This is a genomic window from Candidatus Nitrohelix vancouverensis, assembly GCA_015698305.1.
Lineage (GTDB): Bacteria > Nitrospinota > Nitrospinia > Nitrospinales > VA-1 > Nitrohelix > Nitrohelix vancouverensis.
Genome location: CP048620.1, coordinates 313,885 through 338,542, shown reverse-complemented (window position 1 = coordinate 338,542; position 24,658 = coordinate 313,885). Strand labels below are relative to the sequence as shown.

26 protein-coding genes and 2 tRNA genes are annotated in these 24,658 nt (G+C 51.5%); 6 read left to right on the top strand and 22 right to left on the bottom strand.

Annotation, left to right across the window (positions count from 1 at the left end):
- The first annotated feature begins 15 nt into the window (after positions 1 to 15).
- Positions 16 to 1,908, top strand: a complete 1,893-nt coding sequence (gene mnmG, locus G3M78_01660) for a tRNA uridine-5-carboxymethylaminomethyl(34) synthesis enzyme MnmG (GenBank protein ID QPJ66733.1) — start codon at positions 16 to 18, stop codon at positions 1,906 to 1,908.
- 1 nt (position 1,909) lies between these two features.
- Complete coding sequence (locus tag G3M78_01655) at positions 1,910 to 2,149, top strand: DUF4911 domain-containing protein (GenBank protein ID QPJ64174.1); 240 nt, start codon at positions 1,910 to 1,912, stop codon at positions 2,147 to 2,149.
- 13 nt (positions 2,150 to 2,162) lie between these two features.
- Here the strand turns inward: G3M78_01655 and G3M78_01650 are convergent, their stop codons facing one another.
- From G3M78_01650 to G3M78_01590, 13 genes are all read right to left on the bottom strand, one after another.
- Complete coding sequence (locus G3M78_01650) at positions 2,163 to 2,681, bottom strand: adenine phosphoribosyltransferase (protein QPJ64173.1); 519 nt, start codon at positions 2,679 to 2,681, stop codon at positions 2,163 to 2,165.
- Positions 2,682 to 2,767: 86 nt separating this feature from the next.
- Complete coding sequence (locus tag G3M78_01645; GenBank protein QPJ64172.1) at positions 2,768 to 3,535, bottom strand: M23 family metallopeptidase; 768 nt, start codon at positions 3,533 to 3,535, stop codon at positions 2,768 to 2,770.
- A gap of 119 nt (positions 3,536 to 3,654) precedes the next feature.
- A complete protein-coding gene (locus tag G3M78_01640; GenBank protein ID QPJ64171.1) occupies positions 3,655 to 4,128 on the bottom strand; it encodes a hypothetical protein in 474 nt (157 codons plus the stop codon).
- Positions 4,129 to 4,252: 124 nt separating this feature from the next.
- Positions 4,253 to 5,986 carry an SUMF1/EgtB/PvdO family nonheme iron enzyme gene (locus G3M78_01635; GenBank protein ID QPJ66732.1) on the bottom strand — a complete coding sequence of 578 codons (1,734 nt, stop codon included), beginning with the start codon at positions 5,984 to 5,986 and terminating at the stop codon, positions 4,253 to 4,255.
- A gap of 80 nt (positions 5,987 to 6,066) precedes the next feature.
- On the bottom strand, positions 6,067 to 6,579 hold the full coding sequence (locus G3M78_01630; GenBank protein ID QPJ64170.1) for a TlpA family protein disulfide reductase: 513 nt from the start codon (positions 6,577 to 6,579) through the stop codon (positions 6,067 to 6,069).
- A gap of 132 nt (positions 6,580 to 6,711) precedes the next feature.
- On the bottom strand, positions 6,712 to 6,936 hold the full coding sequence (locus tag G3M78_01625) for a NifU family protein (protein ID QPJ64169.1): 225 nt from the start codon (positions 6,934 to 6,936) through the stop codon (positions 6,712 to 6,714).
- Positions 6,937 to 6,966: 30 nt separating this feature from the next.
- A complete protein-coding gene (locus G3M78_01620; protein QPJ64168.1) occupies positions 6,967 to 7,218 on the bottom strand; it encodes a YfhL family 4Fe-4S dicluster ferredoxin in 252 nt (83 codons plus the stop codon).
- Positions 7,219 to 7,250: 32 nt separating this feature from the next.
- Entirely contained in the window at positions 7,251 to 7,712 is a 462-nt protein-coding gene (locus G3M78_01615) for a M67 family metallopeptidase (GenBank protein QPJ64167.1), read from the bottom strand.
- 158 nt (positions 7,713 to 7,870) lie between these two features.
- Positions 7,871 to 8,179 carry a (2Fe-2S)-binding protein gene (locus G3M78_01610; protein ID QPJ64166.1) on the bottom strand — a complete coding sequence of 103 codons (309 nt, stop codon included), beginning with the start codon at positions 8,177 to 8,179 and terminating at the stop codon, positions 7,871 to 7,873.
- Positions 8,173 to 8,499, bottom strand: coding sequence for a hypothetical protein (locus G3M78_01605; GenBank protein QPJ64165.1), 327 nt, complete (start codon positions 8,497 to 8,499; stop codon positions 8,173 to 8,175). Before G3M78_01605 ends, G3M78_01610 begins: the two co-directional genes overlap by 7 nt.
- A gap of 51 nt (positions 8,500 to 8,550) precedes the next feature.
- Positions 8,551 to 9,579 carry a rod shape-determining protein gene (locus tag G3M78_01600; GenBank protein QPJ64164.1) on the bottom strand — a complete coding sequence of 343 codons (1,029 nt, stop codon included), beginning with the start codon at positions 9,577 to 9,579 and terminating at the stop codon, positions 8,551 to 8,553.
- An 11-nt stretch (positions 9,580 to 9,590) separates the two neighbouring features.
- Complete coding sequence (locus G3M78_01595) at positions 9,591 to 11,018, bottom strand: GAF domain-containing protein (GenBank protein QPJ64163.1); 1,428 nt, start codon at positions 11,016 to 11,018, stop codon at positions 9,591 to 9,593.
- Between the two features lie 77 nt (positions 11,019 to 11,095).
- Complete coding sequence (locus tag G3M78_01590) at positions 11,096 to 11,545, bottom strand: hypothetical protein (protein QPJ64162.1); 450 nt, start codon at positions 11,543 to 11,545, stop codon at positions 11,096 to 11,098.
- Positions 11,546 to 11,864: 319 nt separating this feature from the next.
- On the opposite strand from G3M78_01590, the gene G3M78_01585 reads away from it, so the two are divergent.
- The 3 genes from G3M78_01585 to G3M78_01575 all read left to right on the top strand — a co-directional run bounded on the left by G3M78_01585 (position 11,865) and on the right by G3M78_01575 (position 12,710).
- A tRNA-Val gene (locus G3M78_01585) sits at positions 11,865 to 11,940 on the top strand.
- Positions 11,941 to 11,977: 37 nt separating this feature from the next.
- Positions 11,978 to 12,054, top strand: a tRNA-Asp gene (locus tag G3M78_01580).
- Between the two features lie 197 nt (positions 12,055 to 12,251).
- Entirely contained in the window at positions 12,252 to 12,710 is a 459-nt protein-coding gene (locus tag G3M78_01575; GenBank protein ID QPJ64161.1) for a cytochrome c, read from the top strand.
- Between the two features lie 13 nt (positions 12,711 to 12,723).
- On the opposite strand, the gene G3M78_01570 is transcribed toward G3M78_01575, so the two are convergent.
- The 3 genes from G3M78_01570 to G3M78_01560 are packed head-to-tail and all read right to left on the bottom strand — an operon-like array spanning position 12,724 to position 14,316.
- Positions 12,724 to 13,092, bottom strand: a complete 369-nt coding sequence (locus G3M78_01570; protein QPJ64160.1) for a hypothetical protein — start codon at positions 13,090 to 13,092, stop codon at positions 12,724 to 12,726.
- Between the two features lie 39 nt (positions 13,093 to 13,131).
- Positions 13,132 to 13,482 carry a hypothetical protein gene (locus tag G3M78_01565; protein ID QPJ64159.1) on the bottom strand — a complete coding sequence of 117 codons (351 nt, stop codon included), beginning with the start codon at positions 13,480 to 13,482 and terminating at the stop codon, positions 13,132 to 13,134.
- A gap of 51 nt (positions 13,483 to 13,533) precedes the next feature.
- Positions 13,534 to 14,316, bottom strand: a complete 783-nt coding sequence (locus G3M78_01560; GenBank protein ID QPJ64158.1) for a class I SAM-dependent methyltransferase — start codon at positions 14,314 to 14,316, stop codon at positions 13,534 to 13,536.
- 127 nt (positions 14,317 to 14,443) lie between these two features.
- Between G3M78_01560 and G3M78_01555 the strand changes: the two genes are divergently transcribed.
- On the top strand, positions 14,444 to 14,944 hold the full coding sequence (locus G3M78_01555) for a hypothetical protein (protein QPJ64157.1): 501 nt from the start codon (positions 14,444 to 14,446) through the stop codon (positions 14,942 to 14,944).
- Between the two features lie 10 nt (positions 14,945 to 14,954).
- Here G3M78_01555 and G3M78_01550 read toward each other — a convergent pair whose 3' ends face one another.
- From G3M78_01550 to G3M78_01525, 6 genes are all read right to left on the bottom strand, one after another.
- Positions 14,955 to 15,320, bottom strand: a complete 366-nt coding sequence (locus G3M78_01550) for a response regulator (protein QPJ64156.1) — start codon at positions 15,318 to 15,320, stop codon at positions 14,955 to 14,957.
- A gap of 9 nt (positions 15,321 to 15,329) precedes the next feature.
- Positions 15,330 to 16,850 (bottom strand): PAS domain S-box protein, encoded by a 1,521-nt coding sequence (locus G3M78_01545; protein ID QPJ64155.1) that lies wholly within the window; start codon positions 16,848 to 16,850, stop codon positions 15,330 to 15,332.
- 59 nt (positions 16,851 to 16,909) lie between these two features.
- Positions 16,910 to 19,063, bottom strand: a complete 2,154-nt coding sequence (locus G3M78_01540; GenBank protein QPJ64154.1) for a cyclic nucleotide-binding domain-containing protein — start codon at positions 19,061 to 19,063, stop codon at positions 16,910 to 16,912.
- Positions 19,064 to 19,200: 137 nt separating this feature from the next.
- On the bottom strand, positions 19,201 to 21,465 hold the full coding sequence (locus G3M78_01535) for an adenylate/guanylate cyclase domain-containing protein (GenBank protein QPJ64153.1): 2,265 nt from the start codon (positions 21,463 to 21,465) through the stop codon (positions 19,201 to 19,203).
- Between the two features lie 73 nt (positions 21,466 to 21,538).
- Positions 21,539 to 22,981, bottom strand: coding sequence for a tetratricopeptide repeat protein (locus G3M78_01530; protein QPJ64152.1), 1,443 nt, complete (start codon positions 22,979 to 22,981; stop codon positions 21,539 to 21,541).
- A 298-nt stretch (positions 22,982 to 23,279) separates the two neighbouring features.
- The coding region (locus G3M78_01525) for a hypothetical protein (protein ID QPJ64151.1) at positions 23,280 to 24,658 on the bottom strand (1,379 nt) is incomplete at its 5' end.

Below are 24,658 nucleotides of genomic sequence, written 5' to 3'. Positions count from 1 at the left end.
AATCTGATGAATGAGATGAAACGTTACGACGTTATTGTTATAGGCGGCGGGCACGCCGGTTGCGAAGCCTCGCTGGCCTCGTCGCGCATGGGTTCCAAAACCCTGCTCATCACGCTGGACCTGGACAAGATCGCCCTCATGCCCTGCAATCCCGCCATCGGCGGCGTGGGCAAGGGCAATATCGTTCGCGAGATCGACGCGCTTGGCGGCGAGATGGGCAAGTGCATTGACCGAACCGGAATTCAGTTCAGAATATTGAATCGTTCCAAAGGTCCCGCCGTACAAGGTTCGCGCGCGCAAGCGGACAAGAAACTTTACAAGGAAGACCTGCGAAAAGTTCTGGAGCGTCAGGAGAATCTGGATATTTTGTGCGAAGAGGTGGACGAACTGTATCGCGAGGCGGGCGCCGTCAAGGGCGTTCGAACCTCAAAGGGTACGGAAATTTTTGCAGACGCGGTGGTCATCACCACCGGAACCTTTCTGAACGGTAAATTGCATATTGGCATGAGCCATTCGCCCGGCGGGCGCGTGGGCGAAGACCCTTCAACCCAGTTATCGCGCTCGTTTCTGTCGGCGGGATTTCAGCTGGGTCGATTGAAGACGGGCACTCCGCCGCGATTGCTGAGCGGTTCGATTGATTTCAGTCGCTGTGAAATTCAGGAAGGCGATGCGAACCCGCGTCCCTTTTCGTTCAGCACCGAAAGGATCAACCGGCCGCAGGTTCCCTGCTATCTGACCAATACCAATGCGGAGACGGCGCGCATCATTCAGGAGAACATGCATCTGTCGCCTTTGTACAGCGGCATCATCGAAGGCATCGGGCCGCGCTACTGCCCCTCCATTGAAGACAAGATCGTCAAGTTCCCGGATAAAAACTCACATCATATTTTTCTGGAGCCGGAAGGCCTGGATACCGACTGGGTTTATCCGAGCGGGATATCGACCAGCCTGGCGGAAGAAGTGCAATGGAAACTGGTGCGCACCATTCCGGGCTTGGAAGAGGCGGTGATTGTTCGTCCGGGTTACGCCGTGGAATACGATTTTGTGCCGCCGACTCAACTCGCGCCGACTTTGGAAACGCATCGCGTTAAAGGTTTGTTTCACGCAGGACAGATCAACGGCACGTCGGGATACGAAGAAGCGGCGGGTCAGGGTTTGATCGCCGGAATCAACGCCGCGCTCAAGTCACAGGGACGACCGCCGTTCATTTTGACGCGGATGGAAAGTTATATCGGCGTGATGATCGACGATCTTGTGACCAAGGGAACGGAAGAACCTTATCGCATGTTCACCTCGCGCGCAGAATATCGTTTGCTCCTGCGGGAGGACAACGCCGACGCGCGTTTGATGAAAAAGGGACTCGATCTGGGGCTGGTGGACAGGAACACCTTCCAGCGCTGTCAGGATAAATGGGACTGTGTGGAAAAGGAATTGACGCGCTTGCGTTCAACGAAAGCGCTCCCCAATCAGGAAACGCTTGCCAGGCTCCAGCGCCTGCACTCCGGCGAACTGAAATCGCCGACCACCCTTGCAGGGCTGTTGCGTCGGCCTGAAATCAGTTATGCGAGTTTGCTCGAAGTGTTTGGCGGAAGTCCCGTGCCCGATCTGGCGGCGGAACAGGTTGAGATTCAGGTGAAGTACGAAGGCTTCATCCAACGCCAGAACCAGCTGGTGGAAAAGCAAAAACGACTGGAGAATTATTCCATTCCCGCAGATTTTCAATACGAGGGTATTTCGGGCCTGTCGCGCGAAGTGGTGCAGAAACTCGAAGAGACGCGGCCCGTTACCCTGGGACTCGCGTCGCGCATCCCCGGAGTGACGCCTTCAGCGGTGACGCTTCTCATGCTCATGCTGGAACAACGCGCATCCGGCAAATCTGGGAATCCGGCGCGTCAGGCGGCGAGCTGAGATGACGACGGCCCCCACGGAAACCGTACAACTGCGTTACGAAGTCGAAACCAAAGACATTGCCTACATCGTCAGCATCTTCGAATGCTATGAAAACTTTGCCATCGTGCGAACTATCGACCGCTCCCGCGGTTGGATTGAGCTTATAACGGCTCCGCATTTTGTCGAAGAAACGATAACCATGATGAAGGCGTTGGCGAGTGAAATCTCTTTGCGCCGCATCGAAGACTCCGAAAGCTGATAGCCTCCTTTTTTTAATAGTGCACGAGAGAATAACTCGGCACTCCCTGCAACTGGTCTTTCCCGTTTAAAAAATCCAGCTCGATCACAAAGCTGACCTCGACAAGCTCCACTTCAAAATTTTCTTTGACCAGTGAAATCGCTGCGCCCATGGTGCCGCCGGTTGCGAGCACGTCGTCGATGAGAAGGACGCGTTGACCCGCTTGACAGGCGTCCTGATGAATTTGGATCGCGTCTTCCCCGTATTCCAGCGTGTACTTTTTTTCGTAGGTTTTGTAGGGAAGTTTTCCCGGCTTGCGAATCACGGCGAGGCCGGCCCCTAGCGCATGTGCGAGAGCGGCGCCAAAAATGAAACCGCGCGCTTCCACGCCAAGCACCATATCGATTTTTTTGTCGGCGTAACGACTTGTCAGAACATTGATGGTTTCTTTGAAAGCCTCGGCGCTGCTGAGGAGCGGAGTGATGTCCTTGAACAGAATGCCCGGTTTTGGGAAATCGGGAATGTCCCGAATCGCGTTTTTAATCAAATCCATTAAAATCTCTCCTTTGCGTTCAACAATCCATTATCGGGATCGATGTCATGCGGGGTTAACAATCAGGTTGGGGTCAATATCAAAAATTATTTTCTCGGCTTCAGATAAATGAGCGGGTTTTTGGGCTGGGTGTCGTTGCGAACTTCAAAATGCAAATGCGGCCCGGTGGAACGCCCGGTGCTTCCCACCAGAGCGATGCGTTGACCCTGCACGACCTTGTCGCCCACCTTCACAAGATTTTTTTCATTATGCGCATATAAAGTTGTTATGTGCCCCTGATGCTGGACGATGACCATGCGCCCGTAGCCCGTTGGCCCCCAGCCGCTAAAGGCGACTCTTCCCGCCTCAGCCGCGACGATGGGCGTTCCCTTTTCGGCGCCGATGTCGATGCCGTCATGATTCCTGCCATTGCGTCGTCCAAATCCGGAAGTCAGAACGCCGTCCACAGGCCAGATCAAAGTCCGCTTTTTGGCGGTTTCTTTTGTTGTTTGCTGTTTTTGTTTTGATTTTGAGCGGCCTTGAGCTTGCCGGGAAGGCGGCGCCCGGCCGTCGGTTGGAACTTGCAACACGCGATGCGCGTCGGGAATCCATAGCCGTGTTCCCGTTCGTAATTTTGTGGGATCGTCGACCCCGTTCAGTCGGGCCAGGTAATCGACGTCCCTGTCGTAAGCCTGGGCAATCGAATAAAGGGTTTGCCCTTCCAGAACGGTATGATAGACGCCGACTTCGGATTCCCAGAACACAGCCCCAGGCATTCCCTGACAGCCGCCCAAAACCGCAAGGCCGAGGAACAGGGCGACTCGCGCCAGTAGTGGTTTCAGGGAGATGTCCGACCTTGTTCTTGCCGAGTTCATTCAACGTTATGGTTGGCCTTTCCGTCGGGGCGGGGGTCGTTAGCGTCGACCGCAGTTGATGTTCGGCGCGGTCGCGGGAAATTAAAAGCAAGATTCAAAGGGGAAGGGGGAAACTGAAATCAAAAACCGCCGCGAAGATGCGCGATGATGTCCTGTGCGGCTTTTTGAAACAAGGTCTCCTCGGACCGTATCCCATCTTTTTGCCAGGATTCAACGACCCAGCCGCCGACCAGATTTTCCCCGTCATACAGCGCTACTTTGACTTTGAGTTCGCACTTGGCGGAATCCATCAGGCCAAAAGTGGCGATGCGAGCCGCGCGGTTTCCCTTGTTGTAGTTCAGTATTTTATATTTCAGTTGATAGCGTCCGGCGTCGTGCGCGATCACAAAACTGGAGTTTGCGATCAAGGCGTCTTCCAGCGCGTCCATGAGAGCCAGCCCGGCGTCTTTGACTTCATAATCCTTCGAGGTCAGGTCCGTCAGGATCAGCGTGTTTTCGGGATTGGACCAGCGCTTCTTGACCTGGGTGTCAACGCCGGTGCAGGCGCTCGCGGTCAGCAATATAAAAGCCCATGTTAAGAATATTTTTTTCATGTGAGGTTGTTCAAAAGATTCAAATGTATGACGTTGATATTTTAGCAGAAATTTATTATCAAATTCAAAAAGTAATCCAACGAGAATTCGGCGCGCGTTATGGCGGAGGAATCGGGAGAGCGCGTTACAGGAACCAATGCAGAACGGCGTCCTCAAATTCGCTGAACCAGAGCTGAACTTCGATGGGTATCAGGCTGTTCACATAAGTCATGTAGCCCATCGCCAAAGCGTAACCGAGTCCGATCAGCAGGATGCCGGTGGCTATGTTGGTCGAATGCAAAAGCAGGGTTTTGCCTGCGACAGTCACTTCCCAGCCTTTGCCGCGCAAGATGCGCCAGAACAAATGACCCTTGGGCAGTCGACTGCACAAGGTAGCGATCATGATGAGCGGCAATCCCAAACCCATTGCGTAGAAGAAGAGAAGGGCGGCGCCTTGCATGATGGTTTTGTCGGAAGCGGCCAGCAGTAATATTCCGGAAAGAATGGGGCCGACGCAAGGCGTCCATCCTAAAGCGAAGGCGGCTCCGAAAAGAAAATAACCGACAAAACTGGAGGTGGGGCGACCCTGAAAACTGGCTCCGGAAAATCCTTTTCCGAACAGGGTCATGACGCCGAACAGGGCGATTAAAATTCCCGAACCGGTGGTGATGGAAAATAAATAATCGCGCAGGTATTGCCCGAGAAAACTCGCCGAGGCGCCCATCATGACGAACAGGGTCGCGAGGCCGCAGAAAAAGGCAATGGACATCAATCCCATGCGCGCGCGGTCGGCTTGCGCGGTGACGGCGAAATAGGCCGGTAAAATCGGCAGGGTGCAGGGCGAAAGAAAACTGAACACTCCTGCGACAAAGGATAGAACGACAAGGGCAATGATTCCCGAGGGTAAATTGGGTTTGGCCTGAAAGGGATTTCCAAGAGACTGTGTTTGCGTCGCAGAGGTATCGCCGGAAACTGTGGACGAAGCGATCGATGAGGGCGCCTCGCTATTGCCGGAATTTGTTGTTTTGCTTTGCGTCAATTGTTTGAGCGCTTCAGACTTGCTTTCCTGTTGCGGCATGCTGTTGCTCACGCAACGAAAACCCACGTCGGGCGCGGCGTTTTCGGGATTGGCGATCTGCCGAAATCCTGCCCGGGCGTATTGTTTGAGTGCGATGGCGTACATCGCTCCGGGGAAATGTCCGAGATCGGCGACAGAGGCGCCGCGCAGTGTTTTGTATCCTGCGCCGATGTTGGGGCTTGTGTAGTCGCTTCCTTTGTAGGCGGCGTAATCGTCGGCTGTCCATTCCCAGACGTTGCCGACCAGGTCGTGAATGCCCAGAGGCGTCGCGCCTTTGGGGAAGGAACCGACGGCCTGAACTTTTTTCTTGCTTCCAGCCCGGTCGGGCAGGTTGGCGTAGTCTGGGTTGAAGGTGTCTCCCCAGGGGTATTCGCGTCCGCTCTTTCCTCGGGCGGCTTTCGCCCATTGTTTTTCAGTTGGCAATTCCTTGCCAGCCCATTGGCAAAAATTTGAGGCGTCGTACCAGTTGACGCCGGTCACCGGGTGTTCTGCGGTTCCTTCGGGAAAGTCCACGCCGTTCCATCCTTGCGGCGGAATTTCGCTGTAGACGTCGTCGACGAAGCGTTTGAATCGTTGGTTGGTCACTTCATAGCGGTCGATATAAAAGCTTTTCAGGAAGATCGTTTGCTCGGGTTTTTCGTCGGCATACCAGGGTTTGGGGACGCCCATGGAGAGCGCTTCCGCGGCATCGTCTGTTTTATTGGTTCCAAATTTAAAGGGGCCGGCGGGAACCAGAACCATGTCCTTTTCCAGTGGATGGTCTTGCGGCGCGGCGTGGACGAAGTTGCAAACGCCGCTCATCGCGATGAACAGCGCGCAAAGCAATAAGGGTTTGATGCAGGAAAGCGGTGAGGGCACGAATTCTCCAGTGTTAAGCGTTTTTACCCGTTGGCCAGAAGCGTTTCAAAGTATTGCAGGGTGGCAGGGGTGTCCCAGTTTTCCGCCCCGTACAGGGCGCCGATGATTTTTCCCTGAGGATCGATCAAATAGGTGGTGGGCAGGCTGACGACGCCGTACTGGGAGCTGACGGTCATTTTTTGATCGAGCAGTACGGTGAAGCTGAGCTTGTTGGCCTCTATGTAAGGTTTAACAACGCGCGCGCCAAACATGTCGTTTGAAATGGCGAGCACTTCAAAACCTTTGTTTTTGAAACGCTGGTGCAAACGTTCGAGCGAGGGCATTTCCATGCGACAGGGGCCGCACCAGGTTGCCCAGAAATTAATCAGTAAATATTTACCGCGATACTGTTCCAGCGAGATGGTTCTTCCATCCAGAGAGTTGAGAGAAAATTCAGGCGCAATCATGTCCTGTTCTTGCGCGGACGCGACAGAACAGGTCAGGGTGAATATCAAGGCGCATACAATTGAAACGATCTGTGAGCGAATACAGTTCATAGTTTTGGCGTAGTCGTGGAATTTGGGGGATGTCGCGCGACGAATTATCGAGCGCCGCTAGGAGACCACGATGACTCCGGCGCCGGGCTGATCCGGAAACCGGAGAGTATCGTTGAGCTTCAGGTGAAGCGATTAATTTTCTACGGCTTCCACGCATCGAACCATCGGGATGGCTTTTTTCAAAGCCTTTTCTATACCCATTTTAAGGGTCATGGTGGAGCTGGAGCAGGAACTGCAGGAACCGACCAGTCGGACCTTGACGACGCCGTCTTCAATATCTACGAGTTCGACGTTGCCGCCGTCGGCGATGAGCATGGGCCGTACGGTTTCCAATACTTCTTCAACTTCTTCTCTCATAACAGCCTTTTTTCGAGCCTGGGTTTTAAATCATTCCCCGTTTGCCAAGGCTTCTTTTTTGGCAAGTAGTTCGTCCTGGGATTCGACGTGTTCTGGATCTTTTGGAATACAGTCGACGGGGCAGACTTCCACGCACTGAGGCTCGTCGTACCAGCCAACGCACTCGGTGCAGAATTCCCAGTCAATGATATAGACGTCGTCGCCTTCGGAAATGGCTTCATTGGGACATTCGGGTTCGCAAACGCCGCAATTGACGCAATCTTCGGTGATCATTAATGACATGATGCTCTCCTGAATAATCGGTTTTTAATCGATCAGATAGTTTGTTTTTGAAACGTTTTGCTACTCGCATCCCACATAAAAAGAGCGCGATCCTTAATGATTCTATTATAGACGGAAATCACCAAATATGAAACGCCGGGATACACGGGTTCGTCGTCGAACAAAGCCATGCGCCGGTCTTCTTCTGAAAAATAGGCGTCATGTTCGGGGTGGGAGTGGTAAAGCGTTTTGAACTCCAGTCCCTTGTCCCGTGCTTCGTTGGTGATTTTCATCAACTCCAGAGGCGAAATATTGTAAGCCGTTTTCGCGTCTCTCGGGTATTGCTCCGGATCCTTCTCGTGCAGTTTATTTTGAATGTTCTCGCAAGGCCGAAAGAGATCGTATTGGGGGTCTCCGGGTTTGCCGAGGATGATCCCGCAACACTCATTTGGGTACTCTTCGATGGCATGACGATCCACATCGTCCAACAACTGCGAATTAAAAGGTAACAACATAATTGTGGGATGTTCTGCGCGCTTTGTCAAATGGTTTTGAATTGTTTTCGAAGGGAGAGTTTACGCTGTTTCGTCGCGTAAAAACAAATGCAATGCAGGGCGACGGCCCTGGCGCTGGGGCTTGGCAATTCGCGGGCATGATGGGATGGGATTGCGACTTAGACGTGGCTACGCACTTCGATGCCGTCCATTTCCTCTGTGAGCTGTATCTGGCAGGCCAAACGGAGGTTGGGATTTTTCTTGAGCGCGCCGGCGAGGTTTTTCTTTTCGATCTCGTTCAAGGGGCCGACGTTGCCTGAGACGATTTCGATCTTGCAAGAACTGCACAAGCCGCGGCCCCGGCAGTTGAGAATTTTTCGAATGTTCGGGTATATGCTGAGTTTGGAACGGATGGCGGCTTCCCGAATGGTTTCGCCGGGTTCAGCTGGAATCGTGCGGTTATGTGAAACGAATTTTATATTTAGCATGCTTCGATTTGAATGAATTCTCGTAATTCGCCTTTTCCCCAATAACCGTGAAACGCGCTTCCGGCGGTGGAGCAGGCGGTGTTCATATGAATGAGTTGCTTCTCTCCGCTTTCGGCTTTGAGCACGCCCACTTGCGTGTAGGGCGGAATCGCGCCGCCGCAATTGGCGCAGGTCGCGGAATGTCGCTCGCACAGCTGTTGCAGACAATCGACGCAGATCACCGGATTGAACAGGTGAATCTCCTGACCCTGATATTCGACCTGGGTTGGGAGGGATTCTACAACGTTACCGCATTCCTGGCAATGGGCTTCTTGGGACACCGAGGCTCCTTGTTCTGGTTTACCGAGTCCGGCGTATTCTACAGAAGCGGCTCAGTTGACACAAACTTTTTTCATGTCTTCAAAATTGTCGAGAATGGCCCCGGCGCCTTTGACGATGCTGAGGAGCGGGTCTTCGGGGATGTATACTTTCAGAGTGGTTTTTTCTTCCAGCATTTTGTCCAGTCCGCGGATCAAGGCGCCGCCTCCGGTCAGGTAGATGCCGTTGGAATGGATGTCGGCGGACAGTTCCGGCGGCGTTTTTTCCAGAGCGCGCAGAAGTACGGAGGTGATGGTGGAGAGGGGTTCTTTCATGGCTTCCCGGATCTCGTCGTCGCCGACGATGATGGAGGTGGGCACGCCGGTCTTGACGTTCAGGCCCTTGACCTCGACGCTGAGTTTTTTAATGAGCGGGTAGGCGCTGCCGACTTCAATTTTGGTGCGTTCGCCTTCAAAGACGCCGATATTGAGATGGTGTTGCAGGCGCATGTGGCGGACGATGGCTTCGTCGATTTCGTCTCCTGCGAGTCGCACCGATTCGCCGTAAGCGATGGCGGACAGGGAGATCACCGCGACGTCGGTGGTGCCGCCGCCAATGTCGATGACCATGTTGCCTTCGGGTTTGTGTACGGGAATGCCGACGCCGATGGCCGCGGCCATGGGTTCTTCCACCAGTTTCACCTGTCGCACGCCGGACATGATGGCAGCGTCGATGACGGCCTTCTTTTCGACCTGGGTGATGCAGGTGGGCACGCCGATGACAATGCGCGGTTTGACCAGAAAACTGCGCTTCAACACTTTTTTGATGAAGTGCGTGATCATCTTGTTGGTGATGTCGAAATCAGCGATGACTCCGTCTTTCATGGGGCGGATGGCTTCCAGCTTGGCGTGGGTGCGGCCGAACATCTTCTTGGCTTCGAGTCCCACGGCTTCGACTGCGCCGTTGGAGTTGATGGCGACGACGGAAGGTTCATCGAGAACGATGCCGCGATCGCGAATGTATATCAGGGTGTTGGCGGTGCCCAGATCCATGGCCAGATCGGCGTTGAACCAGGAGAACAATTTGTCGGAGAATTTTCCCATCGTGTCTTTTCTTAAAAGGAGGCGAAAGTTTGAGTGGCTCTCCCGTAGGCCAGACCCGCGAGAAGCGCAAGGTCTTTGCCGTCGGCCGGGTAACTCGCCAGGCCAAGGTCGGTTTTAAGGGAAAGTGATTTGGATTGCGCGTAAAACTGGTTGTTCTCGAACACGTGACGGAGGCGCGCTTCGAGTGACAGGACTTCTTCGCGGGTTCTCTCCATCAGGATCAGTAGAAAGGTGTTGTCGGAATACTTGAAAACGTATTTGGGCGATGGGGCGGCCTTGGAAAACATGGAGATCATCTGTCGTAGCAGTTGATCGCCGCAGTCGGTTCCGTGGGTTTCGTAAATGGACGGTAAATTGGTCAGCTGTACGGCAAGGAAATGGGCTTCCTGATTTTCTTTGAGAATCTCTCCTTGAATGGCCTCTCTGTGTTCGATGAGAAATCGGTGATTGGGCGCGCCGGTGATCTGGTCGAGGCTTCGGTCGTATTGCCAGTTGCGTCGGGTTTCGATGCAGTAAATCGCCGCTCCGGCGCTGGCGCAAATGATGGAAATGCGGTCCGCGTCGTCGGCGTCGAGGCTATCGGGTTCCTGGCAGGCGAAAATCAAGGCGCCGCGCAGGGCGTCTCGTAAAACGATGGGTACGGCCAGAAGGGATTGAAAGGGTTCCGGTTCTTCATCTTCATTGAAGATCGTCAACTCGCGGTCTTCGGCGTCGGAGATCACAATGGGCTGGTTGTTTTTTGCGCAGGAGCCGGTCAGCCCCTTGCCTTCTTCGATCGTCAGATTTTCAAAATCCTGGGAGAATCCCCGGTGGGCCAGCACGCGACCGGGGAAGCGGCCTTCGTCCAGCTCGACGACGGCGATGGCGTCGTATTTGAGAATTTCAGGCGGAACTTGTATCAGGCGTTGCGACAGGTCAGGCAATTGCGGGGACTCGGCAACGAAGCGACTGTAGGCGCTCAATTCTTTGAAGAAGGGCCAGCTTCTGTCTGCGTCTACCGTGACTGCGGTTTCCTCGTGGAGTAAATGCCATGCCATCTGTTCGGCAAAGCCGGTCATGATCTTCTGCAGTTTCTGCGAAAAAACGTAGCTTTCCTTGCTGTCGAGGGTGAGCACGCCAAGAATATTGCCATCGGGGCTTAACAGGGGCAAGGCCAGAAAGCTTTTCAGATTTTCGTCGGATTTGTAGATTTTCAGATTGGAGGCGTCGCCTTCAAATTGATCGAGTATCACGGCATTTCGCGTGAGCGCGGACTTGCCGATAGGCCCCTGACCCATGCCGATGCGAACGTTTTCATTGAAGGATTTGCTTAAACTCAGATGTCGGGTTGGGACTAATGTTTTTCCGTCGATATCCAGTTGAAACAATGCGGTGGTGTAGGCGTTGGCGGTATTGCCAGCCAATTCGATCAAGTGGGTGAGGATATCGGGGTTTTTCATTAAAATAACAGATCCATGACGGTGCGTTTGGAGCGGGAGCGGTTATGGATTGATTGACGCTTTGATGCGGACAAGGCTTAAAACTTGCCCCTTTTTTTCAGCATGTCCCGGTAGGCTTTGACGGCCGCTTTGTCGACAATTTTAGCCGCTACCTCGTAAAGCGATCCGGTTTTTTCCTTGTTTTCATTGATCCGTACCGCCTGGCAATCAATGAATTTTTTCTCTCCGGTCGCAGGGTGACGAAACGAGATTTGCAGTATGTCGCCATCAATAACCGTTGCGGCAGAGGAGAAAACAAACCCATTCACGGACATTTCTGTGATCTCAATTTTATGGGTCTGGTCAAAAAACTCTTTTTCCCGTTCAATTTCCAGAGAGGCGGTCAGCTTGGTTTTCGCGCGTTTGACTTGACGCTTCCCCAGAGACTTTTGATCTTCGAATTTGATCAATCGGTCAAGATGATTTTTGACCTTGAGCAGATCCTCCAGAGGCAATTCGTCGAGAGAGGAAATAATATCTTGAAGCATATCCTGGACGATTGAAAAGGGTCGTAGCATCGCGGAAAATCGCCAAACCCGCCCATACTTTCTTCAAACATATTAAAGCCCGTTCGGAGCGCTGTCAATCTTTATCATAAGCCTTTTTGCGGTAAAAACCTTTATGTTCCAAGGGCGAACCCCAATTGGTTTCGGGATGGGAAACGCTTGATAGGTTGAAATAAGGGATGACTGGAAACATTGTTGATAGAATTATTGAATTATGTGCGAATAGTCTTGACAGTTAAAAAAGCGATTTATATACTGCACAACTTCCGAGGCTTTGGAGTTTTTAAAGCTGGAGCAAAATGGGCGAATAGCTCAGCTGGGAGAGCACCGGCCTTACAAGCCGGGGGTCACAGGTTCGAGCCCTGTTTCGCCCACCATTGTAGATTCCGGTTCACGCCGATATCAGATTATAGCGGGGTCGTAGTTCAGTTGGTTAGAACGCTGGCCTGTCACGCCAGAGGTCGCGAGTTCGAGTCTCGTCGGCCCCGCCACTATATGTTAAAGGGTTAGCGATTTTTCGCTAACCCTTTTTCATTTGGCTCTACTCTTTTTCTTTTCCCGTTTTTTTTGAATAAATGTGTGGGTGGTTCTCTCTTGTAAATAGAGGGGGCGCTCTGTTGCGCGTCTGTCTGAAATTACTTTAAAGGGGGTCGGTATGTTTTGCGATGTTTTGAAACGTTGTTGTCTCATGCTCATCTCTGTCCCGGTTCTTTCTGGAATTGCTTTTGCGGCGCATCCTGCGAGCAAGATGGATCAGGGGCTGGAATTTTCACCCAAATGTCCCCAGGTGCGTGATACGCCGCAGGCGCCGGATAAATTTCTGAAAATGAAAAATCCCCTGCAGGCGATTCCCAAAAATCTTTTCGCCGGGCAAACCTTGTTCCATTTTGACGCGTCTCCGGGGCCCTGTCGTTTATGTCATGGAATCAGCGGCAATGGGCTGGGCACCTTGTTTCGCGAACTGGTTCCCGGATCGCGCAATTTCACCTGCAGTCAGACGATGCGGGAGATTGCGGACGGTCAGTTGTTCTGGGTGATTAAAAACGGTTCGCCGGGTACGGCGATGCCGGCGTTCAAGAATCTGGATGATGAGCAGGTGTGGCAGTTGATTCTCTACATCCGGCATTATACCGAGCCGGGGCATTGAGCCGGGCCAGTTCTTATTTGACGTAGCGTTTGAGAAAGGGCGAGTCGAGAATTTCCGGGTTGCCGTCGGCGTATTGTTTCGCCAGTTGCAATTCCTTGACGGCGCGTTCTTCTTCCCCGCGCATGTAGAGCGCGAGCGCCATGTTGTAATGCACTTCTCCTGAAGTGTGGTCGGCGACGATGGCCTGATTGAAATTCAATGAGGCGTCGAAATAATTTCCTTTTTCAAAAAAATCAATTCCGAAGTCGTTGAAGAGTCTCGCAGAGGGTTCTTCTGCGGGCGGCAAGTTGAGCGGCGTTCCGGGTTTTTCCTTACTGCAGGCGCTCAGTGACAGGGCGAGCAAAATTAATAAAAAAGTCAGAAAATGTTTCAATCGTTTCATAGTCAATAGGGGTCGTGAAAATGGAGCGGGAGAATCTCGCTAGTGTCGGGATGATTTTTTTTCTGCGCAAGACACGCAAATTTCTATTTCAGGCATCAGAAGGATGCGGCCTGCGGGGATCGCCAGTCCGCAGCTCACGCAGGTTCCAAATTCGGGAAGGTCTACCTTGTCCAATGCTTTTTCAAGTTTTACCAGTTTGTTCTTTGCGGTGAGCAGGGACGCTTCGCTCACGCCGCGGCTGGTAATCGCCTCCATGCGGGTCAATCGTCCGATGGCGTTGTCCGGCGACACGGGCTTGGAGGTTTCTGTCAGGCGCTGGATCAGAATTTTCTGATCGGCGATTTCTTCCGTGATTTGTTGTCTGAGGTCCTGCTTGTCTAGACGGTTCATGTCGGGATCATATCATCAAACCCACAGTCGTTAAAAGTTCATTCCTGAAAGTCATGCGGGTTTCCAGCCGGACATGGCGCATCGGATGGCGTGCAGGGGAGTGAAACTTTCGGTGTCTGCGGACAGCTCGGTCATGAATGTTTCGGCGAGGGAAGGGTCCTCGAAGCATTCGTAAACGTCGTCGAGAAAACCTCCGCGCAAAAGAGGGTGCTCCAGAAATTGACGACCGCGTCCTGTTGGAATTTCAAGCGGCCATTCGGTCACGTCGATTTTTTCCATCCCCAGTTCTGCAAGCCACTGCCGGGCATGCTGGGCGGAGGGGCGTTCTTCGAAGTATTCTTCAAATCGTTCAAGTTCTTTCATATGACCTTGAGCTTTCATGCGCAGGCGAACCTGATCCCAGAGGGAATCGAAGGTGCCGAGCGATGGAAAGGTCAAAACGATCTGGCCGCCGGGATTGAGGAAATCGAGCAATTGTTGCAAGGCTTCGGGGCGATTGGGCCGAAAGAACATGAAGGACAGGTTGCCGGTGATGCGGTCGAAGCGGGAAAAGCCCGGCGGCAGTTGCTTCATGTCTGCGACTTCAAATTTTAACCAGGGCATCCTGCCCTGTTGCGTGGAGCGAGCGCGCAGGATTTGATGCGGGTTGATGTCGATCGCGAGTACATGACCTTGCGGTCCTATTTTGTCGGCAATATGGAATGCGGGTATTCCCCCTCCCGCCGCGATGTCCAGAACCTTGAGGTCGGGCGCCAACTCCAGGTGGTGGAGAAGCGAATCTGCGAAGGGGGTGGACCAGGGATCGTTTTTGGGTAGCGTCCAGTCAAGGCTCATTGGAATTCCTTTATAGCGATTATTTTCAAGTTATAATGTTCTTGTGGTTTTTTGACATTGTGACCCGCTCTGTTGCGCGCTGGCAAGCGCTTTCTGTGCGGGTGGCTGGAATCTCCAAGGTTATCAGATGGCTCGGCTTTCCCCGGATAGAAAAATTAAATACATGGCGGCGCTTGGCGCTGGTTTGTTGCTGAGCGGGGCCTTGCTGTTTGTGGACTTTGAAGAGCCTGTGGAACATCCTGATCTCAGGCAGGCGGAACGCGTTGCCCGACGCGTTTCTTCTTTAAAATTTTTGAAACAAACGCCGTTTTATCATCAAAAAGAAATGGTCACGCCAAGTCGCTTTGTCGACTGGATGCTTTCCCCTGAAGGGAAAACGTTATGGTATGTGCCTGAAGGCACGCCGGAATTTTCCAGTGAAGAATTGAAATTTATTCAGAAGATTGTTCCGATTTCTCCAAACAATGTCGAGTTGAGGGGCGTTCGACCCGACCCCGAAGCGGGGCGCCAGCTGGTTCTCATTCCGCTGGATGAAACGTTCATGCTGGCGGCGGAAGGCTATCTTGACCCGCAAGGAGAGCCGGTGTTTCGGTCTGAGTGGAAATTTCCAAAGCGGGAAATACGATAGCCCCCAGGAATCAGGCTTTGATGGAGGCTTGAATTTTTTCGAACAATTCCCCGAATGAACAGGGTTTCAATACGATGAACGAGGCGCCGCATTCTGCCGCTTCCTCCAGTTGAGGGGAAGAGCTGAAGCCGGAGAGCATGATGACTGGAGTGGATGGATCGTTTTTTTTTGCTTCTTTCAGCACGTCCAACCCGGACCCGATATCCATGGTTAAATCCGTGATGATCAAATCAAAGTTGCGTTCCTGAATCAGCGCGACGGCGGCGTCTGCGTTGTCCGCAAGGGTCACCTTGAAACCGTTTTTTTTCAGTTTGTGCGCAAGGGTGACGCGGATAATTTCTTCATCGTCCACGAGGAGCGCTTCCAGGTTTTTCATGATTGTTGGTTATGTGGTTTCGAGGGATTTAAAAAGCACGGTGAACGTTGTCCCGTTTTCAGGATCGCTCTGTACCGTGATTTCTGCGCCGTGATTTTTGATGATTCCGTAACTGACGGACAACCCCAGCCCGGTTCCTTTGATCGCATTTTTGGTTGTGAAAAAGGGGTCAAAAATCTTGTCGATATGATCCGGATGAATGCCTGCGCCGGAATCCTGGATCGTCAGTGCAACGGTATCCTTATCGTGTCGCGTCGATAAAGTTATCGCTCCTCCATCCGGGCCGATGGCTTCTTTCGCATTTTGAATTAAATTCAAAACGACTTGTTTCAATTGATCCTCGACGCCGATAATATTGGGGAGGTCGTTTGCAAAACGCTCAATGATTTGAATGTTGCTTTGCCGAAGCTCTTTATCAAGAAGAAAGCTCATGTCCTGGAGAATTGCGTGAAGGTCCAGTGATTTTTTTATCTGGCTGGTGGGTTGGTAAAAATCCTGGAGTCGTTGCACCAGATTGGAAATGCGGTCGCACTCGCCGACGCCGAGGCGCGCGTAGTGTTCATAGCGCGGGCCGAGTTCATCCTCTCCCATCGCCTCAAAAATATTACGGATTCCGTAGATGGGATTATTCAGTTCGTGCGCGATGGTTCCGCTCAGCTTGCCAAGGGCGGCGAGTTTTTCAGAGTGAAGGAGTTGTCGGTGGGTGTTCTGTAATTCCTGACTGCGTTGTTGTACGAGTTCTTCTAGTTGACTGCGGTAATTTTCCAGTTCCTGCTGGGCTTTCTTTCGATCGCTGATGTTGATGGAAATTCCGCCGACGCCGTAGATATTCCCCTCGGGATCCCAGAGTGGGAACTTGATGGACAGAAAGGTGAATAACCCATCCGGGTGCGGCGCCACCTCTTCAAATTCCATGACGGTTTGTGATTCCAGGACTTCTCTGTCGTGTTTGGTGAAGGCGTCGGCAACGTGTTTTGGGAAAACTTCGTAATCGGTTTTGCCGCGTAATTCTTCATTTGTCTTTTGTACATAGTATTCGGTGAGTTTGCTGACAAGAATGTACCGACCTTGGATGTCTTTCAGGTAAATGGTAGAGCCGGAATTGTTGATGATGCTCTGTAAATGGATTTGACTCTCGTTCAATCGGACGATGTCTGTTTGAGGGTGACTCGTTAAGTCTCTAATAATGGCAAAGACAGGCTTGCTTTTGTTGACGCTGAGTGAACCTGTCTTCACTTCACAGGGAAATTGAGATCCATCTTTCTTGCGATGGGTTTGCTGTGTGATTTCATTGGGCCGTGTTGTTGGTGCGTCGGGCGTCGCGTTTAGTGACGTTGTGAGAGCCTCTGCTATAGCGCTTACATTGAGTTTCAGGAATTCATCTTGAGAATATCCATAAAGCCGAGTCGCGGCAGGATTGGCGTCGACAAAACGACTGGCTTCGCAATTCAGGATTAGAATCGGCTCGTCAAGGGCGTGGAACAGGAGACGGTAAGTGTTATTTTCATCATCATAGAGTGGGTCCGTCATGATCCAGAGTCCTTATCGTTATGAAAACAATGCTCGCCGGGATTGGATGAAACTGGGGATTATTTTGGAGTCTTCATCGCCAAATAGTTGTCTATCGTTTCGATGAGATGACGGATCTGGTAAGGCTTGACAATATACTCCTTGAAGCCGATGTCCATCGCTTCGGTTTCAGCGGTCTTGAGGGCGTTGGCGCTGATTGCAATGACGGGGATGCTTGCCGTTTCCTCTAATTTCTGCAATTCAAGAAACGCGGCAATACCGTCTATGTCGGGTAATTGCATGTCCATCAAAATCAGGTCGGGTTGATGAGCCTGAGCGAGTTCTATCCCGAGCTTGGCGATGGATGCGGAAATAATTTCGTAATGAGTGTGCGTTGTGATGATTCGCTTGATCAGTTGCAAATGAGCCAGGTTGTCCTCGATACAGAGAATTTTTTTGACGTGTTCCGGTTTTTCAGAATCGCGATGCACATCGGCTTTTTGAGGAGGCGGGGAGTCGGTCGCTACGGCAGACGCGGTTTTATCTGCAAGCTGAAGGGTGACGGTAAAGCAACTGCCGACATTCATTTTGCTCTCTACGGAAATGGAACCGTTCATCAGTTCGATCAGGTTTTTTGTGATGGTCAGTCCGATTCCGGTGCCTTCTTCTTGCAGGCCGGGCGTGTGCAGGCGATTGAATGGCTCAAATATTTTATTCTTCTCTTCCTGAGAAATTCCTGGGCCGGTATCTTTGATATGTATGGCAGCGGTTTTTGCGTTTACCACATCGACCTGGATTTCGATGTTTCCTTTGGGGTAGTTGTACTTTACCGCGTTGGATAGCAGGTTGAGCCAGACTTGCATGATGCGAGTCGGGTCGCATTGAACAAGGATCGGGTCGCGGTCTTTAAGGTTGCTCGTGATTTTGATCTGCTTGTTGCTTGCCAATGGCATGATGACGGAAATCGCTTCTTCTAGCGAACCGTTGATCTGGACGTCTTCGAGGGCGAGTTCCAATCTCCCGGCCTCAATGTGGGTCAAATCAAGTATATCATTGATGAGTAACATCAAGTGATTGCCGGAATCGTAAATGCGTTGCACTTCGCTATGTTGGTCGGAGGTCCATTCGCCTTCGGAGTCCATGAGCAACTGGGAATATCCAATGACAGAATTCATCGGAGTGCGCAATTCGTGACTCATGCGCGAGAGGAAATCAGTTTTGGCGCGGTTGGCGGTCTCCGCTTCAATTTTGGCCTTGTTGAGATCATCAAGCGTTCTCAAATGTTTTCGAATTTCATCCTTCAGGCTTTGATTGCTTTCCGCCAGTTGTGCCGTGCGTTCCAGCACCCGTTGTTCGAGGGCGTCGTGGGCTTCTTTCAGCTTGATCTCCGCCCTTTTTCTTTCTGTGATGTCGCGTCCGGTGATGAGCGTCCCAATGAATTTTTTTTCGGACTTGGAACGCTTTAATTTTTCATCGGGGATATCCCAGAGACCAAAAGCGTTCAACAGTAGCGTCAGATCCTGCGGTGGTTTGTTTGAAGCGCGGTTGGAGGTTACGGTGATCTCCAGATTGGCTGTGGTTCTTTCCCCACTGCGTTTTGTGGTCAACTTGGGAATGACGGTTCCATGGTCTTCCTCGTTGATAATGTCTTTTAAAGGTCGGCCCAGCAATTCTTCCGGCTCGTAATTCAATTGTCGGACCGCCGAGTTTGCAAAAACGATTTTATGATCGGGGCTGACCTGAAGGATGATGTCGGATACGGTTTCGACGATTCCTCTGTAGAGCTGTTCCGTTGTTTTTAATTCCTTGAAGCTCCAGTCAATGGTGGTCAGGTCATTGCGATGTCGAAACAGGGTGGTTTTTAATATTTCGAGAGCGACCTGCGGGTGGGAGTTGAAAATCCAGCCGAATTCATTTTTATTGATCTCAAGCAGTTCGGAATCGGTTATCGCGCGCACGCTCGCAGAGCGTGGCTCGGAATCGACCAGGGCCATTTCGCCAAAAAATTCGCCGGGGCCTCTGTCTGCTATTTTTTTATTCTCTTTGTAAATTTCCAACTGGCCAGAAAGGATAACGAACATACAATCGCCGGTCTCGCCTTCTTCAAAAAAGACTTGTTCCGGCGCGATGGTTACGGTTCGACAATCCAATAGCAATCGTTCCAGCTCAACGTCGCCGAGAACGTTCAGGAAGGGAATTTTTTTGAGAATTTTTAAAAAATTATAATTAGTCATTCCATTGGATTCAGGTCGTCAAACTCATAACAGGCAGATCGTTGGTATTCAATAGAAGCGATCTGGTGAACGCATTGTATGAGGCGTTAATATTATTTAAACGTTGAAAAAATATTTTTGCAAGTAAAGAATCTTGGCTATTTCGATGTCAGCGTGAAGGATCCGTCCCAGTCGATTTCTGGCGGAGTGAGTTTGAAGCGTTCGCAACGTTCTATCAGCAGTTGGGACGGTCGGTCGAGCGGCGTTCTCTCCAGAACATGGTTGAAGCGCTCGATGGCCTGGTCCCATTGTTGGGCCCTGTAATTCTGAAGTCCGACGGCGAAAATTTCATAACTTTCCTTGAGCGTGTCGTCAAGAGCGCCTTTTTTTGCCAGCAGTTCATAAATTCTGACAGGCGTTTTTCGCCCTACCACCTTAACCAGATCCAGTTCTCTGACTTCTAGGTGATCTTTGGCTTGAAGATAGGTGGACTCGCTGATGATGGACTCGGTTCCATAGAGTTTGTTCACTCCTTCAAGGCGCGCGGCCAGATTGACGGAGTCCCCGTTCATTCCATAATTCATGCGTTCTCTTGACCCCAGGTTGCCGACCACCATTTGCCCGGTGTTGACGCCGACGCGCATTCCCATCGTTGGCCGCCCCTGACTCTCCCATAATTTATTTAATTCTCGCAGGCGTTCCTGCATTTCAATACACACCAGACAGGCGCGCAGGGCATGGTCGGGAAAGTAAATCGGGGCGCCAAAAAAAGCTTTGATGGCGTCGCCGTCGTATTTGTCGAGCGTGCCTTCGTGGGCGAGTAAAACGTCGGTCATTGCGGATAAATATTCGTTCAGTAGGGCAACCAGTTCCTGCGCCGATAGTTGTTCCGAGACCGCGCTGAAGCCTGCAAGGTCGGTAAAATATGCGGTCAGTTCTTTTTGCTCTCCGCCGAGGCTTATGTTTTCGGGATCCTGGAGAATCTGTTCGATCACGGTGGGCGAAACGTATTGGCCAAAAATGTTCTTGATCTGCTTTTTTTGCTTTTCTTCTGCACGATAGCGATAAATCGTGATGCTGGTGAATAATAGAAAATGTTCGAGGTGGGCGTAAAAATTTGTGAACAGGATTTGCTTGGATGTAAAGAGCCACTGAAACAGAATGAACTGGGCGGCGGTGACAAAAAGCCAGAAAAAGACGCTGGCCGATGGGCGAATGCGGGTGTAGACCAAAGTTAGAGCGATGCCTGCAATGAGCAGATAAAGCGCTTCGGCTAACGGCGCCCATTGCGGGCGAACGATAAAATTCTGCCTGAGTATATTGTCGATCACCGTGGCGTGGATTTCAATACCGGGCATGATCGGATCGAATGCAGTGTTTCGTATATCCTTCAAGCCCTGGGCGGTTGCGCCGACCAGAACAATTTTATCCTTGAAGGTTTCCGGGGGGACGAGGCCTTGAAGGATATCGGCGATTGAATAATGTGGAAAGGTGTTCTGCCTGCCCAGATAGTTGATGAAAATTCTTCCTTGCAGATCGACGGGCAGGGGAATCGCTTCCTCTGCGTCGAGCAGAACTTCATCAATGCCTGTCGGCCCTGCCTTGAGAATCAACGCCCCGTCGAGGTATTTTTCGACGACGCGGATGGAGAAGGGCGGGAAGAAGGAAGACTCTTTGGTTTTAGGGTTTTGCAGTTTGACGATCAGAGGTAGCCAGCGGATGGACCCGTCCGGTTCCACGTCGAAACTCAGAAAGCCCGCGTCTCGTGTGCTTTTTGAGATGGTTTTTATATTGGCCTCTGCGCCATAAGCCGGGCGAATGGGTAATTCATCCAACTGAAGCGCGCCGCTGGATTTGATGAAATTCTGAAATCTTGATGATTCTATGTTCTCGATATTGGTCTGAACGGAATCGAGCGTTAATTCGTTTGTATCGGTGAGCGAATGATGTAGGAAATATCCCAGCACCGTCCTCTTGGAGTCGCGGATTGTCTGGGCAAATTGAAGGTCGGGTTCAGCGTTATTCTTGAACGGAAGAAGGCTTTGGTCTACGTCCGCTTTAGGAAGGCCGTTCAGAAGCAGGCGGGTCTCAATATCGTCCACGATTTTTGCGCCGGGGTTCAATTCCGGCGATGAAAAGACGACGTCAAAGCCAATGACTTTTGCTTCCATCTCGGTCAGTCGCTCGATCAGCTTGGAGATGGTTGCTCGCGGCCAGGGCCACCGTCCAAATTGGTCCATGCTTTTTTCGTCGATGGCCGCTATCGCGATATTCGGACCGGGAGCGGTTTCTCCCCGCCAGCGAAAATTCAGGTCCTGAAAAATGCTTTCAAATTTTTGTAGAAAAACGGGGTTGACGTACAGCAGATACGTCGAAAGGAAGATGACGAGGAATGCGATGGGCCAGTGTAATGATCGTGGCATTGGATTCGATAAGCTAGGGTTCGGGGCCGGCTCTTATCAAAAGACCCCCAACGTTTTCGCGCGCCGGGTGGTGCTAGAATTTATAGCCTATATTGAATCCGGCGGCATTTTCCTTGAAATCCACGGAAAGCAAATTGGAACTGCTTTCTGTGCGCGTGTAGCTGATGTCGAGAACGAATGAATCAAACAAGGGTTGCACGATCGATGCCTTGAGCGTTTGTTTCTCGTCTCGGCGTTTTTCATTGATGCTTGCGGTCACATTTTTGTAGTCGCGAATTGAAAGGCTGTAGGAAATCTTCAGGGTGTCGAGCAAGTAGGCTGGTAGTTTCAGCGTCGTGCTGATTCGATGTCCGGCGTACTCTAATTCTTTGTTGATCGTGCTTTCGTCCGAGTATCTGTATCCAGCCGACCAGTAAGCCTTGTTGTCCATAAAAAAGAAAAAGTTGAGAAAGCCGAGGGAATGATTGTCGCCGTCTCGGGTGGCGTCCGTGAAAAATGTTTTGTTCTGGAGCATGTAACTGGTCGTCATGTAATGCTGTGGGTGCAGAGAAAAATTAACGGTCGGGGCGAGGATGTGAATGGCCAGAAAGGATTTATCATCCAGAAAATTATAGGAGTAGGAATAATTCATACTCGCTTCAAATTTTTCGAAGGCGCGCGAAAAAGAAAAGCTGGGGGTGTGGGACTGAAAATTGAACTCGGTCGCATTTTCGAACAGGCTTTGGAAAAAGCTGTATCCCGTGGTGACTGTGTATTGCGAATCTTTATGAAGAGTGTATTCTCCGCCGGCTTCAAAAATGTAGGAGGTGTCCGATTCATTGGAAACCTGATCCGATTCCGCGCGGGTGATGTTGTCGTTCCACTCCCAGCCTGCGCTGAAATTAGCCGACCAGTTTTTTTTGCTTTTTGTTTTCTTGTTGGTGAGGAGTTCAATGAATTGCTGGGAATCCTTCGCAATTTTTGTTTGTGGATCGACGGCGACGGATTTTTCGAACTGTTCCACCGCTTCAGGCGTCTTGCCTAATTTATAATAAGACAGTCCTTTGTAGTAGCCGCCCAGTTGGATGAATTCGGGATCGAGTTGGGCGGCGCGATCAAAATAGGGGATCGATTCCTCAAATTTTTGCAGGGCGTTTAGAGTCATCCCCATAAAAAATTGAGCCGAACCGTTTTCTGGCTGAATTTCAAGAGCGATTTGAAAAGTTTCCTGGGCAGATGCAAGATCCTGCGTCTTGAAGTAGGAAATCCCAAGATTAAGGAATAGCTCTTTAATGTCAGGCGACAGGGTCAGAGCTTTTTTGAAGATTGCGATTGCCTGATCGTAGTCCTGCGATTTATTCAAGACAAGCCCCAGATAATAATACAACTCGCCCTTGCCGGGGTTTTGCTTGATACCCTCTTCGAATGCTTTTCTGGCTTCCTCGAGTTGGCCTGTCTGAAAAAATCCCAGACCTTTGGAAAGCGCCATCAACGCGCTATCGTTTGCCTTGGGGGCCTTGGCAGGGGGGGGCTTCACTTCTGGTGAAGCTTTATTCTCTGAAGTTGCCGTCGCTTTTGGAGTTTCCTCGGATTGTGCCGCTAAAACAGGCGAAGAGAAAACTGAAAACAAAAGAGTGAAGCATAAGGCGGTCCATAAGGACTCATATATATAACGAACTTGCATAATTCGCGATGGCAACGCCTGAAAGGTGAATCTCAAAGTTATGTGTTTTTTGTAACTATTTGAATTCTTCTACTTTACCACGTTTTTAATCTTGTGAAAGTGATTTGCCATCGCTTTGCTGATTCGTGCTTCTGCTCATTTGGACTCGTTGTTAAAATAGGCCGCCGAGTCCCGTGTTTACAACTTCCTGAACGACTTCCTGTGCGGCCTCCTGCACAACTTCCTGGGCGGCTTCCTCCGCCGCTTCCTGCACTACCTCCTGCACAACCTCTTGAGCCGCTTCCTGAGCGACCTCTTGTACAACTTCTTGAACCGCCTCCTGAGCTACTTCTTGCGCTACTTCCTGAACCGCTTCTTGTGCAGCTTCCTGAACAACTTCTTGCGCTACTTCCTGCACCGCTTCCTGCACAACCTCTTGAGCTACTTCCTGCGCGGCTTCCTGCACAACCTCTTGAGCTACTTCCTGTGCGGCTTCCTGCACAACCTCTTGAGCTACTTCCTGCGCGGCTTCCTGCACAACCTCTTGAGCTACTTCCTGTGCGGCTTCCTGCACAACCTCTTGAGCTACTTCCTGCGCGGCTTCCTGCACAACCTCTTGAGCTACTTCCTGTGCGGCTTCCTGCACAACCTCTTGAGCTACTTCCTGTGCGGCTTCCTGCACAACCTCTTGAGCTACTTCCTGCACCGCTTCCTGCACAACTTCCTGAGCTACTTCCTGCGCGGCTTCCTGCACAACTTCCTGGGCTACTTCCTGCGCGGCCTCCTGCACAACTTCCTGAGCTACTTCCTGTGCGGCTTCCTGCACAACTTCCTGAGCTACTTCCTGTGCGGCTTCCTGCACAACCTCTTGAGCTACTTCCTGCGCGGCTTCCTGCACAACCTCTTGAGCTACTTCCTGTGCGGCTTCCTGCACAACCTCTTGAGCTACTTCCTGCGCGGCTTCCTGCACAACTTCCTGGGCGACGCCTTGTGCGGCCTCCTGAACAACTTCTTCAGCTACTTCCTGTGCGGCTTCCTGCACAACTTCTTGCGCTACTTCCTGCGCGGCTTCCTGAACAACTTCCTGAGCGACGCCTTGTGCGGCCTCTTGCACGACTTCTTCAGCTACTTCCTGAGCCGCTTCCTGCACAACTTCTTGAGAGACGCCTTGCGCGGCCTCTTGCACGACTTCTTGAGCTACTTCCTGTGCCGCTTCTTTTGAAACGCTTTTGGCAGATTCCGATGCGACGGAACGTGTGAGTCCACTGACAAGTGATTTAGATGAGCTTTGCACTATACTTTTTGATGCGCCCTGAGCGGCGTCTTTCAAGACGCTTTGGGAGCTAGATTTCACGGATTGAGTTACGGAACCGACCGAAACCTTAGTGAGACCAGCGGTGATATTTCCCGTGTCGCCAAGCAGAGCGGCGCTGTCTGTGAGACCCGCAGTGATATTTCCCGTGTCGCCAAGCAGAGCGGCGCTGTCTGTGAGACCTGCGGTGATATTTCCCGTGTCGCCAAGCAGAGCGGCGCTGTCTGTGAGACCCGCAG

Bases quoted from the DNA above. Each gene is read 5' to 3' on its own strand.
- mnmG (QPJ66733.1), top strand. From the start codon at position 16: ATGAAACGTTACGACGTTATTGTTATAGGCGGCGGGCACGCCGGTTGC.
- G3M78_01655 (QPJ64174.1), top strand. From the start codon at position 1,910: ATGACGACGGCCCCCACGGAAACCGTACAACTGCGTTACGAAGTCGAA.
- G3M78_01650 (QPJ64173.1), bottom strand. From the start codon at position 2,681: ATGGATTTGATTAAAAACGCGATTCGGGACATTCCCGATTTCCCAAAA.
- G3M78_01645 (QPJ64172.1), bottom strand. From the start codon at position 3,535: ATGAACTCGGCAAGAACAAGGTCGGACATCTCCCTGAAACCACTACTG.
- G3M78_01640 (QPJ64171.1), bottom strand. From the start codon at position 4,128: ATGAAAAAAATATTCTTAACATGGGCTTTTATATTGCTGACCGCGAGC.
- G3M78_01635 (QPJ66732.1), bottom strand. From the start codon at position 5,986: ATGAGCGGCGTTTGCAACTTCGTCCACGCCGCGCCGCAAGACCATCCA.
- G3M78_01630 (QPJ64170.1), bottom strand. From the start codon at position 6,579: ATGAACTGTATTCGCTCACAGATCGTTTCAATTGTATGCGCCTTGATA.
- G3M78_01625 (QPJ64169.1), bottom strand. From the start codon at position 6,936: ATGAGAGAAGAAGTTGAAGAAGTATTGGAAACCGTACGGCCCATGCTC.
- G3M78_01620 (QPJ64168.1), bottom strand. From the start codon at position 7,218: ATGTCATTAATGATCACCGAAGATTGCGTCAATTGCGGCGTTTGCGAA.
- G3M78_01615 (QPJ64167.1), bottom strand. From the start codon at position 7,712: ATGTTGTTACCTTTTAATTCGCAGTTGTTGGACGATGTGGATCGTCAT.
- G3M78_01610 (QPJ64166.1), bottom strand. From the start codon at position 8,179: ATGCTAAATATAAAATTCGTTTCACATAACCGCACGATTCCAGCTGAA.
- G3M78_01600 (QPJ64164.1), bottom strand. From the start codon at position 9,579: ATGGGAAAATTCTCCGACAAATTGTTCTCCTGGTTCAACGCCGATCTG.
- G3M78_01595 (QPJ64163.1), bottom strand. From the start codon at position 11,018: ATGAAAAACCCCGATATCCTCACCCACTTGATCGAATTGGCTGGCAAT.
- G3M78_01590 (QPJ64162.1), bottom strand. From the start codon at position 11,545: ATGCTTCAAGATATTATTTCCTCTCTCGACGAATTGCCTCTGGAGGAT.
- G3M78_01575 (QPJ64161.1), top strand. From the start codon at position 12,252: ATGCTCATCTCTGTCCCGGTTCTTTCTGGAATTGCTTTTGCGGCGCAT.
- G3M78_01570 (QPJ64160.1), bottom strand. From the start codon at position 13,092: ATGAAACGATTGAAACATTTTCTGACTTTTTTATTAATTTTGCTCGCC.
- G3M78_01565 (QPJ64159.1), bottom strand. From the start codon at position 13,482: ATGAACCGTCTAGACAAGCAGGACCTCAGACAACAAATCACGGAAGAA.
- G3M78_01560 (QPJ64158.1), bottom strand. From the start codon at position 14,316: ATGAGCCTTGACTGGACGCTACCCAAAAACGATCCCTGGTCCACCCCC.
- G3M78_01555 (QPJ64157.1), top strand. From the start codon at position 14,444: ATGGCTCGGCTTTCCCCGGATAGAAAAATTAAATACATGGCGGCGCTT.
- G3M78_01550 (QPJ64156.1), bottom strand. From the start codon at position 15,320: ATGAAAAACCTGGAAGCGCTCCTCGTGGACGATGAAGAAATTATCCGC.
- G3M78_01545 (QPJ64155.1), bottom strand. From the start codon at position 16,850: ATGACGGACCCACTCTATGATGATGAAAATAACACTTACCGTCTCCTG.
- G3M78_01540 (QPJ64154.1), bottom strand. From the start codon at position 19,063: ATGACTAATTATAATTTTTTAAAAATTCTCAAAAAAATTCCCTTCCTG.
- G3M78_01535 (QPJ64153.1), bottom strand. From the start codon at position 21,465: ATGCCACGATCATTACACTGGCCCATCGCATTCCTCGTCATCTTCCTT.